Raw genomic sequence first — 20,351 nt, 5'->3', positions numbered from 1 at the left:
AAAAGGGAAAGCCAGTCCTCTAACAGCCAGCTCCCGCGGGGGACTGGCTTTGCAAGGAGTCTTAGCCATTCTCTCCTTCTTTGCGCGGCGTGTGTCCCTGTCGCTGGTGACGCTGTTCCTGCTCAGCATCATGGTGTTCTTGGGTGGCCAGGTCCTGCCTGGCAATGTCGGGCGCGCGATCCTCGGCCCGTTCGCCGACCAACGCGCGGTCGACGCGCTCAATCACACGCTCGGCGTCGATCGCCCGCTGCTCATCCAGTACTGGAGCTGGATCTCGAACTTCGTCCAGGGCGATATGGGCACCTCCTACATATTCCGCTCGCCGGTAGCGCCCTTCGTCATCGGCGCGCTTGGCAATTCGATGAAACTAGCGGCGGTCGCCTTCGTGCTGGTGGTGCCGATCGGCATCCTCGGCGGCGTCATTGCCGCACTCAACCTCAACCGCACGCTTGATCGTATCATCAGCCTCGGCGGCCTGTCGGTGACGGTGCTGCCGGAATTCGTCACCGGCATCATCCTGATCCTGATCTTCGGCGTGTGGCTGCGCTGGCTGCCGATCTCTGCCGCATGGCCCAGGGATGCCGGCGTCTTCACCCAACTCTATTACCTGATCCTGCCATCGCTGCCACTATTCCTGGTGCTGTTCGGCTATATCGCGCGCATGGCGCGTTCCGGCATGATCGAGGCGCTCGATTCCGACTATACGCGAACGGCGGTGCTCAAGGGCCTGCCGTGGCGCACGGTGATCTGGCGCCACGTGCTGCGCAATGCGCTGCTGCCGACCATCACGGTGATTGCCACCCAGACCGGCTATCTCATCGGAGGCCTGGTCGTGATCGAGACGCTGTTCCGCTACCAGGGCATCGGCTCGCTGATCTTCACCGCCGCGCGCGGCAAGGATTTTCCGATGCTGGAATCCGGCATCCTCACCATCGGCATCGTCTATGCGGTGGCCACGTTGATCGCCGACTTCCTCTACTCCGTGCTCAATCCGCGCATCCGCCTGGGGTCAGACCAATGAGCGCCGTCCAGACCCCCTCCCCCGCACAGGACGACATGCGGCGCCGCGGCCCGCTGGCCGAAGTCTTCTTCTCCCTGCTGCGCTCGCGAACGTTCCTGGTCGGCATCGCCATCGTGCTGTTCTGGGTTGCCTGCGCGCTGTTTGGCGAACATTTTGTCCCCTACGATCCGCTCGCCGACGACATCATCAACGCCCTGGCGCCGCCTTCGCGCGAACACTGGTTCGGCACCGACCAGATCGGCCGCGACGTGTTCTCGCGCGTCATCGTCGGCTCGCGCGATATCCTGACGGTCGCGCCGCTGGCGACCTTGCTGGCGACGGTCGCCGGCACCGCGCTCGGCCTGCTCACCGGCTACTTCCGCGGCATCGTCGACGACGTCGTCAGCCGCATCCTTGAAGCCTTCATGGCGGTCCCCGTGGTGATCGTGGCGCTGCTTGCGATCGTCGCGCTGGGCACGTCCAAGACCACCGTCATCATCGTCATCGGCCTGAGCTTCGCGCCGATCATCGCGCGCACCGTGCGTTCGGCGGTGCTGGCCGAGCGCGAGCTCGACTATGTCGCCGCCGCACAGCTCAGGCATGAGAGCGCTCTGCATACGATGTTCATCGAGATCCTGCCCAACGTCATCCCGCCGATCCTGGTCGAGACCACGGTGCGGTTGGGCTACGCCATCTTCGCGGTCGCTACCCTCTCCTTCATGGGCTTTGGCATTCAGCCGCCGTCACCCGACTGGGGGCTCTCCATCTCCAGCAATTACGGCATGATCGGCGGCGGCTTCTGGTGGACGGTGCTGTTCGACGCGCTCGCCATCGCCTCGCTGGTGATCGGCGTCAACCTGGCCGCCGACGGCGTGCATGGGGCCTTCAATGACTGAACCCGCCAATGCATCGATTGGGAAAGCAAAGGACGCGCTCGCAATCAAGAATCTGTCGGTCGCCTACCGGGTCGCCGGCCGCAATCGCGCGGTGCTGCGCGATCTCAGCCTCACCATCGGCCAGGGCGAGGCCTATGGACTGGTCGGCGAATCCGGCTGCGGCAAGTCGACGGTAGCCCTCACCGTGGTGCGCTATCTCCCGCGCAACGGCTCGATATCGGGTGGCGCCATCTCACTCGACGGCCAGGACGTGATGAAGCTCGACGCGGAGGCGCTTCGGCGCGCGCGTGCCGAAAGCGTCTCCATGGTTTATCAGGATCCGGGAAAGGCGCTAAACCCGTCGATCCGCATCGGCCGGCAATTGACCGAAATTTTCGAGCTTGGCGGCATCACGGGCCAAGCGGCCACCGATCGCGCCATCGCCATGCTGAACCGCGTGCGCATCTCCGATCCGCCAAGCGTCATGCAGCGCTATCCGCACCAGCTGTCGGGCGGCATGCAGCAGCGCGTGGCGATCGCCATGGCGCTGGCCAACGATCCCTCGATGCTGATCCTCGACGAGCCGACCACCGGGCTCGATGCGACGGTCGAGGCCGAGGTGCTCGACCTCATCGCGCAGCTCAGGCAAGAGCTCTCGGCCTCGATCCTGTTCATCAGCCACAACCTCGCGGTCGTCTCCAACATGTGCGACCGGGTCGGCGTGCTCTATGCCGGCATGCTGGTGGAGGAAGGACCGACAGACGTCGTCTTCAACGATCCGCGCCACCCTTACACGGTGGCGTTGCTGCGTTGCCTGCCGCGCGGCGGCCAGCGCAAGGACCAGGGCCGGCTCGACACCATCCCCGGCTTCCTGCCCGGCATCGGCGCTGACATCAAGGGCTGCGCCTTCGCCGACCGCTGCGCGCTGGCCACCGACCGCTGCCGCACCGAATTGCCGCCGCTCTATGATCTGACCGACGAGCGCGGGAGGCGGCTGTCGCGCTGCCACTACCACGACCAGGCGCAGGCCCTGCCACGCGCCACGCCCGCCAACGTGGTGCCCGCACCGAAACCCACAACGGCGCCGGTGCTGCGCGTCGCCGGGCTGAACAAGACCTACGCCAGCCACGGCCATGCACTGCGCGCCGTCAAGGACGTTTCGCTCGATCTCAGGCCCGGTGAGACGCTCGGGCTCGTCGGCGAATCCGGCTCGGGCAAGACCACCTTCGCCAGGCTGCTGCTCGGGCTGGTGCCTCCCGATGAGGGCGGCACCATCGAGCTCGAGGGCAAGGCGCTGGCGCCGAAGCTGGAGAACCGCGGCGACGACCAGGTCAAGGCGATGCAGATCGTGTTCCAGAACCCGGACTCCGCCCTCAACCGCTCGCATTCGATCCGCCATCTGATCGGCCGTGCGCTGAAGCGGCTGGCAGGCTTGAGGGGTGCCGCACTGGAGGCACGCCTCAACGATCTCGTCCGCTCGGTGCGGCTCACCGACCGGCATCTGGCGGTCAAGCCGCGCCAGCTTTCGGGCGGGCTGAAGCAGCGAGTCGCCATTGCGCGTGCCTTCGCCGGCGATCCGCGCATCGTCGTCTGCGACGAGCCGACCTCGGCGCTCGACGTTTCCGTCCAGGCGGCGATCCTCAACCTGCTCGCCGACCTGCAGGCAAAGGAGGACGTCAGCTACATCTTTATTTCGCATGACCTTGGCGTGGTGCGTTATCTATCCGACAAGATCGCCGTGCTCTATCTCGGCCGCATCCTGGAGATCGGGCCATCGGAAGACGTTTTTTCCGGACCGCATCACCCCTACACCGAGGCGCTGCTATCGGCCGTACCCAAGCTCGATCAGGCCGAGACAGCGCGCATCCGGCTCGATGGCGAAATCCCCAGCGCCAGCAACCCGCCATCGGGCTGCGTCTTCCACACGCGCTGCCCACGCAAGATCGGGCCGATCTGCGAACAACAGGAGCCGCCGCTCGCCGAGGCCCAGCCGGGGCATTCGATCCGTTGCCACATTCCCTATGCCGAGTTGAGGCGGCTGCAGAAACCGGCGGCGGTCGCGGCCCTGCCGGCGTAGCGGCCCGTATCCATTAGGCCTGGCCGCTCATGCTGAAGGAGCGGTCGCCCTCGGCAAAGCCCTGCTCACCGGTCCAGTCCCTTGCCAGCGTCCGCAATCCGGTCAACGCGACGTCGAGCACATCCGACGATGCGGGATTGCTGGGATAGGCGAGATAGATCGGCCGCTGAAACACAGGCGCATCCTCTATGCGTTTCATCTCACCGTTCTCGATGTAGCCGCTGACGGCACTGAGCGGCAGATAGGCCGCGGCTTTTTGCGACAGCACGTGCTGCAGGCCGATGAATACCAGCCCGGCCGAGATTGCCGGCTGCACCATCCCGGCGAAGGCGCGATCGTGCTCGATGCGGAATTCGAGCCCCCAATCCATCAGGATATAGTTCTGCGTCCACGGTCCTGCCTGCGCGGAATGCTGGACAAGCACGACCTGATCGACGGCCAGCGTCTCGTAGACGATGCCGGGATGCGGCCGCGGCAGATAGAGAATGCAGATGTCGAGCAGCCCTTGGGCCAACTGGTCGATCGCCAGGTCGGGAAAGCTTCCTTCGAGCCGCAGCGCCACGTTCGGCCGCTGGGCTCGCATCCACGCGATCCATGGCGAGGTGACGCGATCCCAGAGATAGGCGGGCGCGGTGAAGCGCAACAGCGACTCGTAGCCGTCGGGAACGGCGATGTCCTGCCGCGATTGCTCCCAAGTGCGGGTGATCGAGGAGGCGTGCGGGAGGAACTGCCGGCCAGCCGGCGTCAGCGTGACGCCGTCGCGGTCACGGACAAAGAGCCGGCGCCCCAACTGCTCCTCCAACCCCCTTATCCGGGCGCTGACGGTTGACTGCGCGAGATTGAGCCGGCTGGCCGCGACGGTGAAACTGCCATGCTCGGCGACCTCCAGGAAGCTGCGCAGATTTTCGGTATCCATGCCATCTCTCCAGCATCGAAAATTTCGATGGACCCCATCAAAAAATATCGCTTTCCGGTCGCGGTCAACAATGACCTAAATGGCCACTCTCCCGAGGGCAAGCGAGGAATGCAGCCATGCCAAGGCATTTCGTGACGATCGACGCCGCCCGCGAAAGCCTCACGGAAATCGAAAATTCCGCTGTCGACGAGTTCATGGCAGGCAGGCTCGACCGGCGTGATTTTCTCCGCCACGGCAGCATGCTTGGCCTATCGCTGCCGTTGCTTGGCGGCATTTTGGGAGCGGCCGGTTTCGGCACGCGGAAGGCCCGCGCCGAGGGCAAGCCGGGCGGCACGGTGCGCGCCGGCGTGGCCACGCCCGGCGGTGCCATCGATCCTGTTACCTTCTATGACAGTGGCAGCTATCAGCTGGTTTTCCAGACCGCCGAATTCCTTTGCATCACCCAGCCGGATCTGACCTTGAAGCCGGTTCTGGCGGAAAGCTGGTCGCCCAATGCCGACGGCAGCGTCTGGACCTTCAAGCTGCGCAAGGGCGTGAAATTCCACAATGGTGAGGAGTTCAAAGCCGACGACGTCGTCGCAACGTTCGATCGGCTGGCCGATCCGAACGGCGCCTCCAACGCGCTGTCGGTGTTCAAGGGCCTGTTGTCGAAGGGTGGAACCCGGAAGGTCGACGATCACACCGTCGCCTTCCATCTCGATGCGCCGAACGGCAGCTTTCCCTATTCGGTGTCGATCGACAATTACAACGCCGTCATCCTGCCGGCGAGCTACAAAGGCGATTATGAAAAGACCTTTGAGGGAACTGGGCCGTTCCGGATGGAGACCTACACGCCGAAGGTCGGCGCGACCTTCGTGCGCAATCCCGACTATTGGGGCGAGAAGGCATTGCCCGACCGGCTCGAATTCAAGTTCTACAACGACGTGCAGCCGCGCATCCTGGCGCTGCAGGCCGCCGAGGTCGACATTCTCGACGCGGTGCCGCTCGACGTCAGCCAGGTGGTGCTGAACAGCCCCGACATCACGGTGCTGCGCGTCGCCTCGACCGCGCATCGCCAGTTGCACATGCGCTGCGACATGGCGCCCTTCACCGACAAGCGCGTGCGCCAGGCGCTGGCGCTCAGCATCGATCGGTCCAAGCTGGTCGACGGACTGTGCCGCGGCATGGCGGCGACCGGCAATGACAGCCCGTTCGCGCCGGCCTTCCCGGCCACCGACAAATCGGTGCCGCAACGCACGCAGGATATCGCCAAGGCCAAGCAACTCATGGAGGCGGCGGGGCTTGCCGATGGTTTCGACATCACACTGACGACGTTGCGCTACTCCGATATCCCCGGCTACGCGCAGTTGTTCCAGAACTTCGCCAAGGAGATCGGCGCCCGCATCTCGCTCAACATCGAAGATCAGGACAAATATTACGGCAAGGCTGTATTCGGCCAATCAGACTGGCTGGACAGCCCGCTCGGCATCACCGACTACGCTCATCGCAGCGTGCCGAATGTGTTCCTCAAGAGCCCGCTGGTCAGCGACGGTCCGTGGAACGCGGCGCATTTCAAGAACCCTGCCTATGACGACACGGTCACCAGCTATCTCAAGGCGCTGGATATCGGCGCGCAGCGCGCGGCAGCCTCCGACATCCAGAAACTGCTGCTCGACGAGACACCCGTCATCTTCAGCTACTTCCCCGATCTCCTGGTGCCGGTGCGCAAGAATGTCAGCGGCTTGCCGCCGATCGCCGCCGGGCTGCTGCTCGATCGAGTGTCGCTGGGATAGAGGCTGCCGCGCCAACGTTCGGCCACGACAGACAGAAACGGGAGACTACCATTCGCAAGCCTCATCTGCGCGGTCGCGGACCGCATTTCCCCGTGCTCGACACTATCGAGCAGTACGAGTTCGAGCCGGGCTATGTCGCCTTCACAATGCCGTCGCTGAAGCGGCTCCGGGTCCAGGTCGGTTCGATGACCGTTGCCGACACCACCAGGGCATTGGTTTTGTACGAATCCGACCATCTGCCGGTCTACTATTTCCCGATCGAGGACGTGCGCGAGGAATTCCTGCTGCCCTCAAAGACGACGACGGAAGATCCGTACAAGGGCATCGCCACGCACTACTCGCTCAATACAGGCATCACCTTGGTCGAAGATGGTGCATGGCGCTATCTCGATCCCGTCAAGGGTTGTCCGCCGATCTCGGGCTACATGTCGTTCGTGTGGGGCAAGATGGGCCACTGGTTCGAGGAAGACGAGGAGATCTTCGTGCATGCCCGCGACCCGTTCCGCCGCGTCGACTGCCTGCCGTCGTCGCGGCGCGTCCAGGTCATCCTCGATGGCGAGCAAGTCGCCGATTCACGGCGCGGCGTGTTCCTGTTCGAAACCGGCCACCCGGTGCGCCACTATCTGCCGATCTCCGACACGCGGCTCGATATGTTCGCGCCCAGCCGTTACATATCACGCTGCCCCTATAAGGGCATTTCCAACTATTATCACGTGACCACGCCCAAGAAACGGCACGAGAACATGGTCTGGTATTATCCGGAGCCGGTGCACGAGGCAGAACGCATCAAGGGACTGGTCTGCTTCCACCACGAACTGGTCGACAAGATCCTGGTCGATGGCGTCGAAATCTCGAAGGAAGCCACGGCCGCGTCCGACGGATATTTCTAGGCACGCCGCAGCCCGCTGAGGCTTGATCGAGATATAGGTCAGCGCATACCTTCCTTGAGCAGGGAGGGCTATCGATGGATCTTTTCAAACTGGACGGCGATGTTGCGCTGGTCACCGGCGCTGGCAGCGGCATTGGCCAGGCAATCGCGATCGGACTGGCCGAGGCAGGCGCCGATGTCGCTTGTTTTGGCCATGCGTCGAAGGGTGGGCTGGACGAAACCGCTCACCGGATCACGGCACTCGGCCGCAGGGCGCTGGTGCTGACGGGCACGGTGACGTCGGAGGGCGACCTGGCCGCGGCCATGGATCGCGTCGAAGCCGAACTCGGCCCGTTGACGGTCGCCGTCAACAATGCCGGCATTGCCGGTTCCGAACCAGCGGAGACACTGGCGCTGGATAAATGGCGAAAGGTGCACGAGGTCAATGTCGCCGGCGTGTTCCTGTCCTGCCAGGCAGAAGCGCGCAAGATGCTGGCGCGAGGCAAGGGCTCGATCATCAACATCGCCTCGATGTCGGGCACCATCGTCAATCGCGGATTGACGCAGGCGCATTACAATTCCTCGAAGGCCGCCGTCATCCACATGTCGAAGAGCCTCGCCATGGAGTGGGCCGATCGTGGGCTGCGTGTCAACGTCGTCAGCCCAGGCTATACGCTGACGCCGATGAACAAAAGGCCGGAGGTGGCCGAAGAGGTGAAGATCTTCAAACGCGACACGCCGATGGGGCGCATGGCGGCGCCGGAGGAAATGGTCGGGCCGACGGTTTTCCTGGCCAGCCGCGCGTCGAGCTTCGTCACCGGGCTCGACCTGATCGTCGATGGCGGCTACGTCTGCTGGTAAACACGGCGTGGACCCGTGTCCCGCCGGCTGCGCATGCAGTCCGGAATTCTGCTTCTTCGCGGCGTTAATCGTTGCGCTGCATGAACGTTGGTATATATATTTTCATCCTATGAAACCGCGCTGGCGAGATGGGACTTGCCAGGCGATAGCCGAGAGCAAATCCGCCGGAAATGCTCGGGATCATGGACCTTGATGGCTCGCACCCTGCAGGGCGCCGCAGGACTGGCAGTTGATCGGCGGATGATCGCTATTGATCCGCGGATGATCGCTCTCGCGGCGATCGATCGGCCATGAGACTGGCTGTCTCGGCAGCGTCCGTCATCACCGAAATCGAGCATCATCGCGCCTGTGCCGGCTTTGGCTCCGGCATGGCGAGAACGGTCTTGCGCAACAGCCTGCCTTTCCAACACAATCAAGAAAAGACGCAACAATGGAACGACCAATAACCGTCACAGCTTGAAGGAGAACCAAGCATGTCATTTCGCAGTGTGATATCGAAATTCTCAATGGGAGCTTTTGCACTTGCCGCGGCAAGTGTCCTGACGCCGACAGCGCAGGCAGCGGCGCCGGAATCGAACGACCCGATCAAGATCGCGCTGTTCGACTGGACCAGCGTCAATCTCAACGCCAAGATCCTCGGCGGCATCCTGGAAAAGCTCGGCTATGCCGTCGAATACCCGACCGCCGATTATCTCTCCAGCCTGACAACCGGCCTCACCAATGGCGATATCGATGTCGGCCTGGAATTCTGGGATACGACGGCTGGCGAAGCGATGAAGGCCTCGGACGCCACCGGCCAGACCGAAAGGCTCGGCAAGCTCGGCCCGAAGGCCAAGGAAGAGTGGTGGTTTCCCGAATACATGAAGGAGAAATGTCCCTCCTTGCCGGACTGGCACGCTCTGCTCGACGCCACCTGCGCGGCATCGTTCTCGACCGCCGAGACGGCGCCAAAGGGGCGCTATCTCGGCGGCCCGGTGACCTGGGAAGGCTTTGACGACGAGCGTGTCGCGGCGCTGAAGCTGCCCTTCACCGTGATCCATGCCGGCACTGATGCCGCGATGTTCGCCGAGTTGGACTCCGCCTATCAGCGCAAGGCGCCGATCATGCTGTGGATCTATTCGCCGCATTGGGCGCCTGCAAAATACAAGGGCGAATGGGTGCAGTTTCCCGAATACACGCCCGAATGCTACAGCGACCCGAAATGGGGCGTGAACCCGGACGCCAAATACGATTGCGGCAAGCCGCATGGCGAGATCTGGAAGTACTCCTGGAACGGGATGAAAGACAAATGGCCGGTCGCCTACAAAGTGGCCAAGGCCTACACGATCGACACCGACGAGTTGAACAAGATGAGCGGCGAGATCGATCTTGACGGCAAGACGCCGGAAGACGTCGCCGCCGCCTGGATCGCGGCTCACGAGGCGGACTGGAAAGCCTGGGCGCAGTGACCTCCGACTGGAAAGGGGGGCCCGGCTGTTGACCGGCCGGCCTCAATTCCTGATGTTCCAGAAGGACGACTGAATGACGGAAGCGATTGAACAGGCATGCGACGAGACGGATGCCCGCCCGATAAAACTTGCTTGCCGCAACGTCTGGAAACTGTTCGGCTCGAACGCCGCCAATTTCATTCGCGAGCGTGACGGCAAGGCCAGCATGGCGGAGGTCTCGGCGGCAGGCCTTGTGGGTGCGGTGCGCGCCGTCGACCTCGAAATCCGCCAGGGCGAGATCTTCATCATCATGGGCCTGTCCGGCTCCGGCAAGTCGACGCTGGTGCGCTGCATGTCGCGGCTAGTCGAGCCGACACACGGCAAGGTCGAATTCGAAGGCAAGGACCTGCTCAAGATTTCCGATGCCGCCCTGATCGAACTCAGGCGCCATCGCATGGGCATGGTGTTCCAGAATTTCGCGCTGTTGCCGCATCTCAACGTGCTCGAGAACATCGCCTTTCCTCTGAGTATCCAGGGGCAGGATCGGCCGACACGCGAGGCGCGCGCCCGGGAAGTCATCGAACTTGTCGGTCTGCGCGGCCGCGAGCACTTCTATCCGCGCGAACTGTCGGGCGGCCAGCAGCAGCGCGTCGGCATCGCCCGCAGCCTCGCCACCAAGCCGGAGATCTGGTTTCTCGACGAGCCGTTCTCCGCGCTCGATCCGCTGATCCGCCGCGAGATGCAGGACGAGTTGATGCGGCTGCAGACCATGCTGCACAAGACCATTGTCTTCATCACCCATGATTTCGACGAGGCCATCAGGCTGGCCGACCGCATCGCCATCATGAAGGACGGCCAAGTCATCCAGATCGGCACGCCGGAGGAACTGGTGGTCAATCCGGCGACCGACTATGTCGCCGAGTTCACCCGCGACGTCGACCGCGCCAAGGTGATCTCAGCGCGCAGCCTGATGCGTACCTGCGCTAGCGCCGAGCACGGCGGCACGGTGGCGCCCGAGGCCAAGATATCGAGTTTTTCGGCCAGCATCGTTGCCGCCGGCAAACCCTTCGCCGTGATCAACGGCACCGGCACGCCCATCGGCGAAGTGACGCCGCAAGCGGTGATCGATCTTCTGGCCGGCATCGAGCGAGGCGGCGCATGACGGTAACGGCAAACGCCAGCCAGACAAGGCCGCCGATCCAACGGTGGCTGGTGATCTGGGTGCTCGCGCTTGCCGCCGTGCTGGTGATGTTCCTGCTGCAGGACAGGCTGCCATGGGCCGTCAACTACCCGGTCGAGGCGGTCGTCCCCGTCGCCGACTGGGTCAGCGCGCTGATGGGCTGGATCAAGTCGAACCTGTCCTGGCTGACGCGCTCGGTCACCGCGGTGCTCGGCGTGCCGCTCGACTTCGCGCTCAATCTCTTGGCCAAGAATTTCAAGTTCGGCCATGGCGCCGACGCTTTCGTGCTGCCGCGTTTGTCCTGGGTTGGCGTCTGCGCCGTCGCCTTCCTCGCCGGCCATGCGGCAGGAGGCAGGAAGCTCAGCCTGCTGGTTGGTGGATGTTTCCTCTACATCGCGCTGTTCGGCCAATGGACGAGCGCCATGCTGACCCTGGCGCTGATCTCGATCGCGGTGCCGTTCTGCATTCTCACCGGGCTGTTCGCCGGCATCTGGGCTTGGCGCACGCCGTGGGCCGAGCGGCTTGTGGTTTCCCCAGCACTTGACCTGATGCAGACGATCCCCACCTTCGCCTATCTCATCCCGATGCTGCTGCTGTTCGGCAACAGCCCGGTCTCGGCGATGATCGCCACCGCCATCTTCGCCACGCCCCCGATGGTTCGGGCAACGATGCTGGGCCTGTCTCGGGTGCCGTCCGAGATCGACGATTTCAGCGAGATGGCAGGCTGCACGGCGCGGCAGAAATTGTGGCGTGTGCTGCTGCCATCGGCGCGGCCGACGCTGATGGTCGGCGTCAACCAGGTGATCATGCTGGCACTCAACATGGTGATCATCGCCTCGATGATCGGCGCCGGCGGCCTAGGCTACGACGTGCTTTTGGCGCTTCGCGCGCTCAAGGTCGGCGAGGCCATGGAAGCCGGGCTTGCCATCGTGGCACTGGCCATCGCGCTCGACCGGCTGAGCCAGGCCATCGCCCGCAAGCAGGCGAAGGGCAATGTCCACCGGTCCGGCAGCCCGGGTTTCTGGCGCCGCCATCCCAATCTGACGCTCGCCATCGCCATCCTTGCTGTCACCACTCTGCTCGGCCTGTTCGTTCCCGCCCTCGCGACCGTGCCGAAGGCGATCACCTTCACCACCGCGCCACTGTGGAAAGCGGCGGTGAACTGGGTGACGATAAACTTCTTCGATGTCATCGAAGCCTTCCGCGTGGCGCTGATCCTCAATGTGCTCAATCCGGTGCGCGCCTTCTGCGAAGGCTTCCCTTGGCTGGGCGCGGCGTTCCTGCTCGGTCTTGCCGGCTACCAGCTTTCCGGCCCGCGGCTGGCCGTCCTGGTGGCAATGCTGACCGCTTTCTGCGCGGTCACCGGCCTGTGGGAAAAGACCATGGCGACGGTCTATCTCTGCGGCATCTCCGCCTTCCTCGCCTGCCTGATCGGCATTCCCGTCGGCCTGATGGCTGCCCGTAGCGACCGCTTCGAAAAGATCGTCACACCCGTCATCGACACCCTGCAGGTGCTGCCGTCCTTCTGTTTCATAATCCCGGTCGTGATGCTGTTCAGGGTCGGCGACGTGACGGCGATGATTGCAACGATAGCCTTCGCCGTGGTGCCGGCGATCCGTTACACCAATCACGGCATAAGGCAGGTGCCGTCGGCACTGATCGAGGCAGCGAAAGTGTCGGGCTGCACCCCGCGCCAGACCTTCTTTCGTGTGCAACTGCCGCTGGCGTTGCCGGAAATCATGCTGGGCGTCAACCAGACCATCCTGATGGCGTTGGCGATGATCATCATCTGCGCCATGGTCGGCACGCGCGATCTCGGCCAGGAAGTGTTCATCGCGCTGTCGAAGGCCGATTCCGGCCGCGGCATCGTCGCCGGCCTCGCCATCGCCTTCATCGGCATCGTCGCCGACCGGCTGTTCAATGCTTGGACGGCCAAGGCGCGGGCGAGGCTTGGATAGCGGCGGCGGCCTACTCGGCCGCCACTCCTTTCACCTCGAGATAGCTTTCCATGGAATCGTCCAGTGCCTGCAGCCACGGCGTGTGATGCAGCGGAGCCATGGTGCCGGTCATCAGTGAGCGGTAGGAATGGTCACGGAAGCTCATAATGTCTTCGGCCTTGTGGTGCTCCCACGCCATGAAGGTCTGGTTGACCGCCTCGACGTCGAAGCCGGGATAGTCGGTCTGGTCCATGAGTTCCTTGGTGTAGTCGCCCTGGAACCAAATCATCTGCTCGGCATCCTCCAGCGTCTCCTCGCGGGCGCGCCATTTGGCACCATGCGCCGCCATCGCCTCGGCGGACGGCAGCTTGATGCGGCCCATGATGACGTCGCGGGCGTACCAGGCCTGCGCGTCGAACATGTTGAAGGTGTAGAACTGGTCCTGCATGCCGATATAGGACAGCTTCGGGTTCTTCTCCCAGACCACGCCCTCATAGAGGTCCAACGGCCACATGCGGTTGGCGGTCTTGAGCTTGAGATCGTCGGTCAGGAACGGGAAGGAATGGAGATAGCCGGTGCACAAGATGATGGCGTCGACATCCTTGGTCGTGCCGTCCTTGAAATGGGCGGTCTTGCCGACGACCTTTTGCAGCAGCGGCACTTCCTTCCAATTCTCGGGCCATTTGAAGCCCATCGGTTTGGAACGATAGCTGGAGGTGATCGACTTGGCGCCATATTTGTAGCACTGCGAACCGATGTCCTCGGCCGAGTAGGAGCGGCCGATAATCAGGATGTCCTTGCCCTTGAACTCCATCGCGTCGCGGAAATCGTGGCTGTGCAGGATGCGGCCGTTGAAGGTCGAGAAGCCCTCGAAATAGGGAACGTTGGGCACAGAAAAATGCCCGGAGGCGACGACGACATTGTCGAACTCCTCGGAGTAAGTCACGTCGTTGGTGCGGTCATGCGCGGTGACGGTGAATTTCTTCGTCTCGTCCGAGAAGGTGACCATCCGCACCGGGCTGTTGAAGCGCACCCATTTGCGCAGACCCGACTTCTCGACGCGGCCCTTGATGTAGTCCCACAGCACCGCACGCGGCGGGTAGGAGCCGATCGGCCGACCGAAATGCTCCTCGAATGTGTAGTCGGCGAATTCCAGGCATTCCTTCGGCCCGTTCGACCAGAGATAGCGGTACATCGAGCCGTGCACGGGATCGCCATGTTCGTCGAGGCCGGTACGCCAGGTGTAGTTCCACAGACCACCCCAGTCGGACTGCTTTTCGAAGCAGACGATCTCGGGAATCTCGGCGCCCTTGTCGGCCGCCGACTTGAAAGCCCTGAGTTGAGCCAGACCGGACGGTCCGGCTCCGATGACGGCAACGCGATTGTTCATTCCGGGCCTCCTTTTTTGATTTCCCCAGCGAAACAAATTTCACTGGCAGTGACAGTAATTGGCCTCTTGGTGCTGTCAACAGACATCTGCTGGAACGGCGTTTGCGCGCAGAGGATTCCTGGCGGAAAACCCACGGGCGCCGCGATGGTCGCACTGCCGCGCGCGACATAAGATGGCTTGCCGTTGCGGTTGCGCTCCTGTATCGGCACCTGACATGTTCACCTTGAGTGAAATAAATCCTGACGATTGGGGGCGACATGGCAAAGGCGAATTCGGATTCCAAGGCTCCCGCGAGCGCAAAGGCAAAGCCGTCGCCGAAAGTGTCGGCGGACGGCAGGACCATACGCGCGCCGCTGACACAAAACCCCCACGCCATTCGCGATACCCGCGAAAAAGTGCTTGAGGTCGCGATCGGCCGCGAGGTGCGGGCCTTCCGCAAGAAGCTCGGCATCACCGTGGCGGATCTCGCGGTCGCCACCGATATTTCGCTGGGCATGTTGTCGAAGATCGAGAACGGCATCACCTCGCCGTCGCTGACCACCTTGCAGGCACTGTCGCGGGCGCTCGGCGTTCCCGTCACCGCCTTCTTCCGGCGCTTCGAGGAAGAACGCAGCGCCGTGTTCGTCAAGGCGGGCCAAGGCCTCGACGTCGAGCGCCGCGGCACGCGCGCTGGTCACCAGTACAATCTGCTTGGCCATATCGGTTCCAACACCAGTGGCGTCGTCGTCGAGCCCTATCTGATCACGCTGACCGAGGATTCCGACGTGTTCCCGACCTTCCAGCACGAAGGCATGGAGTTTCTCTACATGCTCGAGGGCGAGGTCGTTTACCGGCACGGTAGCAATCTCTATCCGATGAAGCCAGGCGACAGCCTGTTCTTCGACGCCGACGCACCGCATGGACCGGAGCGACTGACGAAACTGCCGATGCGTTATTTGTCGATTATATGCTACCCGCAGGGCAGTGCTGGGTAGGCGGGCCGCCGCAGCCTCCTCACCTGGATTGCCCCAAGGGAAGAGGAGCCTGACGCCAGCATTGGCGATCTCTTCTCCCCTCGGGGAGAAAGTGGCCGCGAAGCGGCCGGATGTGGGAGGCCTTTCAATCCGGCCCGAACCCCGGGCTCGTCGGGCTCCCATCGTCCAGCTTCGACAGCCACTCGACCAGTGTCGGGCGAAAGCGCGTGAGGCCTTTGTAGCTGGCGAGTTCCTCGGGCAGGTCGCGGATGACGCGGTGCAGGCGCCGTGCCCATTTCGGCTGCGTCACCAGTTCGTCCATCTTGATCAGGTAGCAGCGGATCGGAAAGACGATGCCATTGGAGCGCGGCAGCCGCCAGAAACTCTGCAGTTCGACACGCAGATGCACCTTGTCGCCGACATTCTCCGACGTGACCGTCGCGCGGTCCGGACCCCATTTGTGATAATTCTCAGGGCTGGTGTCCAGCCGCGGATTGATGGTCATCGTCCAGTTCAGGCGCCGTGCCGGCTTGCCCTGTTGGATGTTGGTGAGGAACTTCAGGGCGCGCGTGAAAATACCCTTCTCATGCGCCAGCGGCACCGGCGCGTGCCATTCGAAGAAATTCATGCCGATGTCGAAATCGAGCGACCAGTCGGCCTGGGTGGTGACCATGCCGGCGTCCATCCACAGATTGCCGTCGCGCTGATCGAGGATGCAGAAATCGCCTTGGCTTTGCCGGGTGATATACTCCATCGGCCCGTAGGGCAGCGTCGAGGTGTCACCGAAGGTGAAGGTGTCGTCGATGCCGAGCGGCCGATTGATCCAGCGCCAGCGGTCGCCGTCGCGCGTCAGCGTGAAATGCTCGGGATAGCCCAGCGCCTGCTGCTCCATCAAAAGTTCCAGCAGGTCCCAGCCGGCGAGCGTCATGTGCGGCAGCGACTGGCAGCGCAGGGGATCCTCGGCCAGCACCATCGCGCGGTCCTGCATCTCGGCGACATAGTGTTCGTCGACGTCGATCAGGTTTTCGAGCACCGAGCCCTTGGGCCCGACGACATGCGGCTCGATGTTGACCGCATACATGTAGGCATCCTCGTGGAAGGGGAACGGAAACCGCCTGATATGCTCCGGGCTGTTCTTGAAGGTGAAGTCGTCGCGGAACGTTTCCTTGCGAAAGGTGATGCCCATTCTCGCCTCCTATCTTTCCAGGACCAGAGACCTGCCCTCGAAGCGCGACACGCACGGCATGATCTTATTGCCCGAACGGTGCTCTTCCTCGCTCAGCCAATGGTCGTTGTGGATGAATTTGCCGTCACACGAGATAACGTTGGTCTCGCACTGGCCGCAGACGCCGCCACGGCAGAGATAGGGCGGATCGACGCCAGCGGCTTCGATGGCTTCCAGCAGGCTCTGCTGCTCGCCGACGCGGATGGTCTTGCCGCTGATGGCAAGCGTCACGTCGAATGGCAGGCCGGGCTGCGGCGCCGCGAAATGCTCGTAGTGGACGGTCTCCGGCGGCCAGCCCAGGCTAGCTGCGCGGTCGCGCACCCAGTTGATCATGCCTGCGGGGCCGCAGACATAGAGGTGCGTCCCGAGCGGCTGCGAGGATAGCAACCGGTCGAGTTCGATCCGCTCCTCAAGGTCATCATGGTAGAGCCGAACGCGACGGCCGTAGCGTTCCCGCAGCACGTCGGCATAGGTGCCAAGCGAAGCGGTGCGGCAGGTGTAGTGCAGTTCGAAATTGCCGCCCTCCCCCGCCAGTTGCGCGGTCTGGGCCATGAACGGGGTGATTCCGATGCCGCCGGCCAGCATCAGGTGTTTTTTGGCGCGCAGATCGAGCGAAAAAAGATTGACAGGATAGCTGATCACCATCTCCAGGCCCGGCTTGACCGACCTGTGCATGAACAGCGAGCCGCCGCGACCGACATCGTCGCGGCGCACCGAGATGGTGTATTCGCGCGTGTCTAGCGGCGAGCCCATCAGCGAATAGGGATTGAGCCTTGTGCGCTCGCCATCGCGCATCTCGACCACGACATGGGCGCCGCCGGAAAAGGTCGGCAACAGCTCGCCATCACGTCGGCGAAAATGGAACCGGGTGACCAACTCATTGACCGGGACGACGTCGCTGACGACGACGTCGAGCTTGGTGGTGCCGGTGCTCATCGAAATATCTCCTCCATCGGAGGAATTTCACTGCGATCTTCGGCATTGATGCAGACGCCCTGGAACGCGGCAAGGCGTCGGGAATAGTGATCGCGCACGAGAAGCAGCAGGCCACAATGCGAGCAGGTCGCCGGCTGTGTCGTCACATTCTCGGTGATGCCCTTGCAGTGGACACATTGCATGCGGCGCGCCAGCGAGCCGCGATGCTCGGTCTGCACCGAGGTGTGGTCGACGCCGGCTTCGAGCGCCACCTGCATGGCCTGGCCGATCAGCCCTTCGGTGCCGGCGAGATAAAGGCGCAGACCCATATGCGCGTTGGTCAGCGTCTGCTTCAGACGCGGCAGCAGGCTGGCGAAGGACGGCGCCAGATGAAGCCGCGCCGGCTTCAATGCTTCGAGAGCGGCAACATATTTGCCGTCAGGACCGGGAATGAAGACGATTTCGGCTGCATCGAAGAACCTGGCCAGAGCCCTGGCGGCCATGTCTCTTATCGCGAGCGCGCCTTCCGCATCCGCCACGAAAAGATGATGCTTGCCGGGTTGCGGAGACAGGGTCCCGTAGATGGGCCGGCTGATGATGGTCTTGACTGCCATTTAAGTCTTCGTGCCTCGAAACCCCTCGCTGTCGATTATACCTCAGCCTTTCGCCGTGCGCTTGGTCTTCTTGGGATCGTCGAACGGCAAGGGCTGCGCCGTCGCCTGGATCGATCCTCTCTTGTTGCGGATTTCGAGCGTGGTGTCCTTGACCGCGCAGTCGACGTCGAGCCGGGCGATGCCCATCGATTTCTCGACCAGCGGCGAATACATGGCGCAGGTGACAACGCCGACCTTTTTGCCGTCGCGATAGACCGGAGCGCCCTCGTCCGCCGGCTCTCTGCCGTCGAGCAGGACGCCATAGATCTTGAAGCGCTCCTTGCCTTTCAGGCGATAGTGCTCCTCGGCACCGCGAAAGCCGGTCTTGCCGGGACTGACGGTGAAGTCGAGGCCGAGCTCCCAAAGCGTATCGCCGGGTCCTTCATTCTCGAACGGATACTTTTGGGAATTGTCGTAGGGGTAGAACAGCAGGTAGCTTTCGACCCGCAGCATGTCGAGCGTGGTGAAGCGGCACGGAATGATGCCGGCGCTCTTGCCCTCGTCGAGAATCCTGTCCCAGATCGTGCCCGCATCCTGGCCACGGCAGAAGATTTCGTAGCCGCGTTCGCCGGTATAGCCGGTGCGCGAGATCATGACGGGGAAGCCGAACAGTTGCGTCTGCATGTGATGGAAGTAGTTGAGGTCGCGGATGCCGGGCACGTGCTTGGCCAGATAGTCGACCGCTGTTGGCCCCTGCAGCGACAAATCGTGCAGATTGTCGTCGAAGCGCAACGACACGTCCCGTCCCATCGCCGCCCGCTGCAGTTCCTCATGGCCGGTGCCCGAGCCGTGCACCACCATCCAGGAATTCGGTCCCGTGCGGTAGAGGATGCAGTCGTCGGTGAATTTGCCCGCTTCGTTCAGCATGCAGGCATAGGCCGACTTGCCGGGATAGATCTTTTCGACGTCACGCGTGGTGGCGAGGTCGATCAGATGCGAGGCGTGTGGCCCTGTGATGTGAACCTTCTTCAGGCCGGAAACATCCATAAGCCCGGCCTTGGTGCGGATGGCGATATATTCCTCGTCGGCATCCTTGTCGTAGGTCCAGGCGGTACCCATACCGCTCCAGTCTTCGAGTTTCGAACCCAGCGCACGATGGCGATCCGCCAGGGTCGAAAATCTCCAGGATGCCGTCATCCGCTCGTCTCCATCGAAAATGCTGCTGTTCCCTGCTCCCGTGCGCAAGGCCGGGAGCCTGGTCGAATATTGATCGCAAACGCGAGAGGCCCGCAATCCCCCTAAAGCAAATAATTTCATTGTCAGGCAAAATCGGCAGGTCGAAGCAAGCGGTTAACTCAGCGTAAATTCATCTTGACAATTGCGGAATTCGGCCTGAATTTATGAAAAAAATTTCACTCTCTTGAAAGAGAGCGGCGGGCGGTGGATTCGGAACCGGGCGTCGGCAAAAAAGGGGAAAAACCGATGGCAGACCTGCAGCAGCGCATCGAGGCGCTGTACCGCTCCGACTTGCGTGGATCCGCGATCCTGATCATCTGCCTGTGGGCGACGATCCTCTTCGTCCTCTTCATGACATGGCCATACATTCCTCAGGGCAGCATCAAGGCCGTCGTCGCCATTGCCGCCGCCGCCGTGCTCATCTTCAACACGGCAGCCATCCTGGCGATGGTCAAACACTACAAGGAAGACAAGGAGTTCATCTACGGGCTCGACATCAAGAACGCCGACGCATCCCGCAACCGCAAGTCCTGAGGGGAGAAACAATGTCCCGCTATACGCCGCCGGAGCAGAGCAAGGCCGGGCAAGTCTTCGACATCGCCGTTGTCGTGGTCGCCATCTTCGTGGCGCTGTGGCTGCCGCTGAAGCTTGGTCTTGCCGGTGCCGCAAAATCGATCGACGCGCTCGAGGCCAAGACCTGGGAAGCGCTCGGGCAGAATCCAACCATGGCGTCGATCTGGGAAAAGCTCGGCTATACGCCCGAGACCGCGCACGACGTCATCCAGAACCGGTTCCACTACATCATCGACTGGCCGACGCTGATCATCATGGCGGCCGTCCTGATCGGTTATTTCGTGTTCCTGTTCCGGGCATCCGACCGCGAATATCGCGATGTCATCAACGAGAAGTTCGACGATAAGTAAAGTTTGACGACGAAGATTTTGGGGACACGATCATGTGGGTGGCACTCTCTTACGCATGCTGGGGCATCTCGATCGTGCTCGCGCTGTGGATGCTCTACGACTGGTTCAAGGTCGATACGAACTACTCCGAGGACGTTTTGACCTCGTCGCGTGAAGGCGAGCTTGAAGCCGCTTCCGAAAAACACCGGATCTGAGTGGGGATT

At 62.6% G+C, this 20,351-nt stretch carries 20 protein-coding genes; 13 read left to right on the top strand and 7 right to left on the bottom strand.

Translation table 11 applies throughout. The features are described from left to right. Positions 1 to 67 precede the first annotated feature (67 nt). From AC3CB8_RS14085 to AC3CB8_RS14075, 3 genes are read left to right on the top strand one after another with little or no spacing between them, the layout of a single operon-like run. Entirely contained in the window at positions 68 to 1,021 is a 954-nt protein-coding gene (locus AC3CB8_RS14085; protein WP_352563030.1) for an ABC transporter permease, read from the top strand. After that, entirely contained in the window at positions 1,018 to 1,896 is an 879-nt protein-coding gene (locus tag AC3CB8_RS14080; RefSeq protein WP_023771040.1) for an ABC transporter permease, read from the top strand. Before AC3CB8_RS14085 ends, AC3CB8_RS14080 begins: the two co-directional genes overlap by 4 nt. Then, positions 1,889 to 3,952 carry a dipeptide ABC transporter ATP-binding protein gene (locus AC3CB8_RS14075; RefSeq protein WP_352563008.1) on the top strand — a complete coding sequence of 688 codons (2,064 nt, stop codon included), beginning with the start codon at positions 1,889 to 1,891 and terminating at the stop codon, positions 3,950 to 3,952. The genes AC3CB8_RS14080 and AC3CB8_RS14075 overlap by 8 nt, the downstream gene beginning before the upstream one ends. A 13-nt stretch (positions 3,953 to 3,965) precedes the next feature. Here AC3CB8_RS14075 and AC3CB8_RS14070 read toward each other — a convergent pair whose 3' ends face one another. Then, complete coding sequence (locus tag AC3CB8_RS14070; protein WP_023771042.1) at positions 3,966 to 4,868, bottom strand: LysR family transcriptional regulator; 903 nt, start codon at positions 4,866 to 4,868, stop codon at positions 3,966 to 3,968. A gap of 116 nt (positions 4,869 to 4,984) precedes the next feature. Here AC3CB8_RS14070 and AC3CB8_RS14065 point away from each other — a divergent pair, with 116 nt between their 5' ends. The 6 genes from AC3CB8_RS14065 to AC3CB8_RS14040 all read left to right on the top strand — a co-directional run bounded on the left by AC3CB8_RS14065 (position 4,985) and on the right by AC3CB8_RS14040 (position 12,934). Beyond that, complete coding sequence (locus AC3CB8_RS14065) at positions 4,985 to 6,640, top strand: ABC transporter substrate-binding protein (protein WP_352563007.1); 1,656 nt, start codon at positions 4,985 to 4,987, stop codon at positions 6,638 to 6,640. Positions 6,641 to 6,732: 92 nt separating this feature from the next. Beyond that, the gene (locus AC3CB8_RS14060) at positions 6,733 to 7,530 is read left to right on the top strand and encodes a DUF427 domain-containing protein (RefSeq protein ID WP_352563006.1); all 798 of its coding nucleotides are present in this window, start codon (positions 6,733 to 6,735) and stop codon (positions 7,528 to 7,530) included. A 74-nt stretch (positions 7,531 to 7,604) separates the two neighbouring features. Beyond that, complete coding sequence (locus tag AC3CB8_RS14055) at positions 7,605 to 8,369, top strand: SDR family oxidoreductase (RefSeq protein ID WP_023771045.1); 765 nt, start codon at positions 7,605 to 7,607, stop codon at positions 8,367 to 8,369. A 473-nt stretch (positions 8,370 to 8,842) separates the two neighbouring features. Continuing rightward, positions 8,843 to 9,817 (top strand): ABC transporter substrate-binding protein, encoded by a 975-nt coding sequence (locus AC3CB8_RS14050; RefSeq protein WP_352563005.1) that lies wholly within the window; start codon positions 8,843 to 8,845, stop codon positions 9,815 to 9,817. Positions 9,818 to 9,890: 73 nt separating this feature from the next. After that, a complete protein-coding gene (locus AC3CB8_RS14045; protein WP_023794614.1) occupies positions 9,891 to 10,958 on the top strand; it encodes a quaternary amine ABC transporter ATP-binding protein in 1,068 nt (355 codons plus the stop codon). Next, positions 10,955 to 12,934 carry an ABC transporter permease gene (locus tag AC3CB8_RS14040; protein ID WP_352563004.1) on the top strand — a complete coding sequence of 660 codons (1,980 nt, stop codon included), beginning with the start codon at positions 10,955 to 10,957 and terminating at the stop codon, positions 12,932 to 12,934. The genes AC3CB8_RS14045 and AC3CB8_RS14040 overlap by 4 nt, the downstream gene beginning before the upstream one ends. Before the next feature lie 10 nt (positions 12,935 to 12,944). Here the strand turns inward: AC3CB8_RS14040 and AC3CB8_RS14035 are convergent, their stop codons facing one another. Both AC3CB8_RS14035 and AC3CB8_RS14030 read right to left on the bottom strand, forming a co-directional pair. Next, positions 12,945 to 14,303: a trimethylamine monooxygenase gene (locus AC3CB8_RS14035; RefSeq protein ID WP_352563003.1), complete on the bottom strand. Its 1,359-nt coding sequence runs from the start codon at positions 14,301 to 14,303 to the stop codon at positions 12,945 to 12,947. Beyond that, positions 14,300 to 14,512, bottom strand: a complete 213-nt coding sequence (locus AC3CB8_RS14030) for a hypothetical protein (RefSeq protein ID WP_156939860.1) — start codon at positions 14,510 to 14,512, stop codon at positions 14,300 to 14,302. The genes AC3CB8_RS14035 and AC3CB8_RS14030 overlap by 4 nt, the downstream gene beginning before the upstream one ends. A gap of 48 nt (positions 14,513 to 14,560) precedes the next feature. Between AC3CB8_RS14030 and AC3CB8_RS14025 the strand changes: the two genes are divergently transcribed. After that, complete coding sequence (locus AC3CB8_RS14025) at positions 14,561 to 15,277, top strand: helix-turn-helix domain-containing protein (RefSeq protein ID WP_023771050.1); 717 nt, start codon at positions 14,561 to 14,563, stop codon at positions 15,275 to 15,277. A 124-nt stretch (positions 15,278 to 15,401) separates the two neighbouring features. Here AC3CB8_RS14025 and AC3CB8_RS14020 read toward each other — a convergent pair whose 3' ends face one another. Genes AC3CB8_RS14020 through AC3CB8_RS14005 form a run of 4 tightly spaced genes read right to left on the bottom strand, consistent with a single transcriptional unit; the run spans position 15,402 to position 19,186 of the window. Then, positions 15,402 to 16,442 (bottom strand): heme-dependent oxidative N-demethylase family protein, encoded by a 1,041-nt coding sequence (locus tag AC3CB8_RS14020; RefSeq protein ID WP_023771051.1) that lies wholly within the window; start codon positions 16,440 to 16,442, stop codon positions 15,402 to 15,404. A 9-nt stretch (positions 16,443 to 16,451) separates the two neighbouring features. Continuing rightward, positions 16,452 to 17,417 carry a PDR/VanB family oxidoreductase gene (locus AC3CB8_RS14015; RefSeq protein WP_352563002.1) on the bottom strand — a complete coding sequence of 322 codons (966 nt, stop codon included), beginning with the start codon at positions 17,415 to 17,417 and terminating at the stop codon, positions 16,452 to 16,454. Further along, on the bottom strand, positions 17,414 to 18,010 hold the full coding sequence (locus AC3CB8_RS14010) for a dimethylamine monooxygenase subunit DmmA family protein (RefSeq protein WP_352563001.1): 597 nt from the start codon (positions 18,008 to 18,010) through the stop codon (positions 17,414 to 17,416). The genes AC3CB8_RS14015 and AC3CB8_RS14010 overlap by 4 nt, the downstream gene beginning before the upstream one ends. A gap of 42 nt (positions 18,011 to 18,052) precedes the next feature. Then, a complete protein-coding gene (locus AC3CB8_RS14005) occupies positions 18,053 to 19,186 on the bottom strand; it encodes an aminomethyl transferase family protein (protein ID WP_023771054.1) in 1,134 nt (377 codons plus the stop codon). 285 nt (positions 19,187 to 19,471) lie between these two features. On the opposite strand from AC3CB8_RS14005, the gene AC3CB8_RS14000 reads away from it, so the two are divergent. Genes AC3CB8_RS14000 through AC3CB8_RS13990 form a run of 3 tightly spaced genes read left to right on the top strand, consistent with a single transcriptional unit; the run spans position 19,472 to position 20,342 of the window. Then, positions 19,472 to 19,759 carry a hypothetical protein gene (locus AC3CB8_RS14000; protein ID WP_023771055.1) on the top strand — a complete coding sequence of 96 codons (288 nt, stop codon included), beginning with the start codon at positions 19,472 to 19,474 and terminating at the stop codon, positions 19,757 to 19,759. Positions 19,760 to 19,770: 11 nt separating this feature from the next. Next, on the top strand, positions 19,771 to 20,148 hold the full coding sequence (locus tag AC3CB8_RS13995; protein ID WP_352563000.1) for a hypothetical protein: 378 nt from the start codon (positions 19,771 to 19,773) through the stop codon (positions 20,146 to 20,148). A gap of 32 nt (positions 20,149 to 20,180) precedes the next feature. Beyond that, positions 20,181 to 20,342 (top strand): hypothetical protein, encoded by a 162-nt coding sequence (locus tag AC3CB8_RS13990; RefSeq protein WP_015318908.1) that lies wholly within the window; start codon positions 20,181 to 20,183, stop codon positions 20,340 to 20,342. Positions 20,343 to 20,351: the final 9 nt, after the last annotated feature.

Source organism: Mesorhizobium sp. P160927, assembly GCF_057766385.1.
This window is presented reverse-complemented; position numbering and strand designations above follow the sequence as displayed.

Excerpts from the sequence above, each read along its gene's own strand:
- AC3CB8_RS14080 (WP_023771040.1), top strand. The coding sequence starts at position 1,018 with ATGAGCGCCGTCCAGACCCCCTCCCCCGCACAGGACGACATGCGGCGC.
- AC3CB8_RS14075 (WP_352563008.1), top strand. The coding sequence starts at position 1,889 with ATGACTGAACCCGCCAATGCATCGATTGGGAAAGCAAAGGACGCGCTC.
- AC3CB8_RS14070 (WP_023771042.1), bottom strand. The coding sequence starts at position 4,868 with ATGGATACCGAAAATCTGCGCAGCTTCCTGGAGGTCGCCGAGCATGGC.
- AC3CB8_RS14065 (WP_352563007.1), top strand. The coding sequence starts at position 4,985 with ATGCCAAGGCATTTCGTGACGATCGACGCCGCCCGCGAAAGCCTCACG.
- AC3CB8_RS14055 (WP_023771045.1), top strand. The coding sequence starts at position 7,605 with ATGGATCTTTTCAAACTGGACGGCGATGTTGCGCTGGTCACCGGCGCT.
- AC3CB8_RS14050 (WP_352563005.1), top strand. The coding sequence starts at position 8,843 with ATGTCATTTCGCAGTGTGATATCGAAATTCTCAATGGGAGCTTTTGCA.
- AC3CB8_RS14045 (WP_023794614.1), top strand. The coding sequence starts at position 9,891 with ATGACGGAAGCGATTGAACAGGCATGCGACGAGACGGATGCCCGCCCG.
- AC3CB8_RS14040 (WP_352563004.1), top strand. The coding sequence starts at position 10,955 with ATGACGGTAACGGCAAACGCCAGCCAGACAAGGCCGCCGATCCAACGG.
- AC3CB8_RS14035 (WP_352563003.1), bottom strand. The coding sequence starts at position 14,303 with ATGAACAATCGCGTTGCCGTCATCGGAGCCGGACCGTCCGGTCTGGCT.
- AC3CB8_RS14025 (WP_023771050.1), top strand. The coding sequence starts at position 14,561 with ATGGCAAAGGCGAATTCGGATTCCAAGGCTCCCGCGAGCGCAAAGGCA.
- AC3CB8_RS14020 (WP_023771051.1), bottom strand. The coding sequence starts at position 16,442 with ATGGGCATCACCTTTCGCAAGGAAACGTTCCGCGACGACTTCACCTTC.
- AC3CB8_RS14015 (WP_352563002.1), bottom strand. The coding sequence starts at position 17,417 with ATGAGCACCGGCACCACCAAGCTCGACGTCGTCGTCAGCGACGTCGTC.
- AC3CB8_RS14010 (WP_352563001.1), bottom strand. The coding sequence starts at position 18,010 with ATGGCAGTCAAGACCATCATCAGCCGGCCCATCTACGGGACCCTGTCT.
- AC3CB8_RS14005 (WP_023771054.1), bottom strand. The coding sequence starts at position 19,186 with ATGACGGCATCCTGGAGATTTTCGACCCTGGCGGATCGCCATCGTGCG.
- AC3CB8_RS14000 (WP_023771055.1), top strand. The coding sequence starts at position 19,472 with ATGGCAGACCTGCAGCAGCGCATCGAGGCGCTGTACCGCTCCGACTTG.
- AC3CB8_RS13995 (WP_352563000.1), top strand. The coding sequence starts at position 19,771 with ATGTCCCGCTATACGCCGCCGGAGCAGAGCAAGGCCGGGCAAGTCTTC.
- AC3CB8_RS13990 (WP_015318908.1), top strand. The coding sequence starts at position 20,181 with ATGTGGGTGGCACTCTCTTACGCATGCTGGGGCATCTCGATCGTGCTC.